Annotated in this window: 1 protein-coding gene; it reads right to left on the minus strand. The window is 79.0% G+C overall.

Going from position 1 to position 766, the window contains the following annotated elements:
* Positions 1-766: tetratricopeptide repeat protein (locus tag VR44_RS25640; protein ID WP_045949962.1), on the minus strand; the 766-nt coding region annotated here is incomplete at both ends.

A 766-nucleotide genomic window follows, 5' to 3' on the forward strand; every position in this document is an offset into this window, starting at 1 on the left:
GCGTCGGGGTGGTCCCGGCCCAGGACGCGCTCACGGGCGGCCGCGACCTGGCGGAACACGCTCAGCGCCTCGTTCCAGCGGCCGAGCCGGCCCAGGGCGTAGCCCACCTCGTACCGGGTGAGGAGCGTGTCGACGTGCTCGGGACCGAGTACGTCGGTGCGGTCGGCCGCCACCGCGGCGGCCGCCTCGTGGGCCTCGGCGTGCCGGCCGAGGGCGCCGAGGGCGCAGGCCAGGTTGTGGCGGCAGCGCAGGGTGTCGGGGTGGCGCGGGCCCATGGTGCGGATCCGGGCGGCCAGCACCGCGTGGTACCTCTCGTAGGCCTCGCCGTGGCGGCCGAGGCGGCCGAGCTCGTACGCCTCCTCCTGGCGGGCGGCCAGGGTGTCGGCGTGGTCGGGGCCGAGCACCCGCGCCCGCCCCTCGGCGACGGCCGCGTACACGGCGAGGGCCTCCTCGGGCCGGCCGGCCCGGCTGAGGGCGAACGCGCGGATGTGGCCGGCGTCGAGGGAGTCGGGCCGGCCCGGGTCGGTCGGCGCGTGTGCGGGGACGCCGGCCGGCCCGTAGGCGGCGGTGAGCCGGGTCGCCGTACCGGGAACGGGGCCGGTCGCCGGATGCCCGCCTCCGGGTACGGGGTGTTCACCGGGTACGGAATGTCCCCTGGATGCGGAATGTCCGCCGGGCGTGGGGTGGCCATCGGCAACGGCGTGGCCACCGGGCGCGGTGTGGGCGCCGAGCCCGGCGTGGGCGGGCTGCGGCAGCAGGTGGCCGC

Source organism: Streptomyces katrae (genome assembly GCF_000966975.1).
Lineage (GTDB): Bacteria > Actinomycetota > Actinomycetes > Streptomycetales > Streptomycetaceae > Streptomyces > Streptomyces katrae.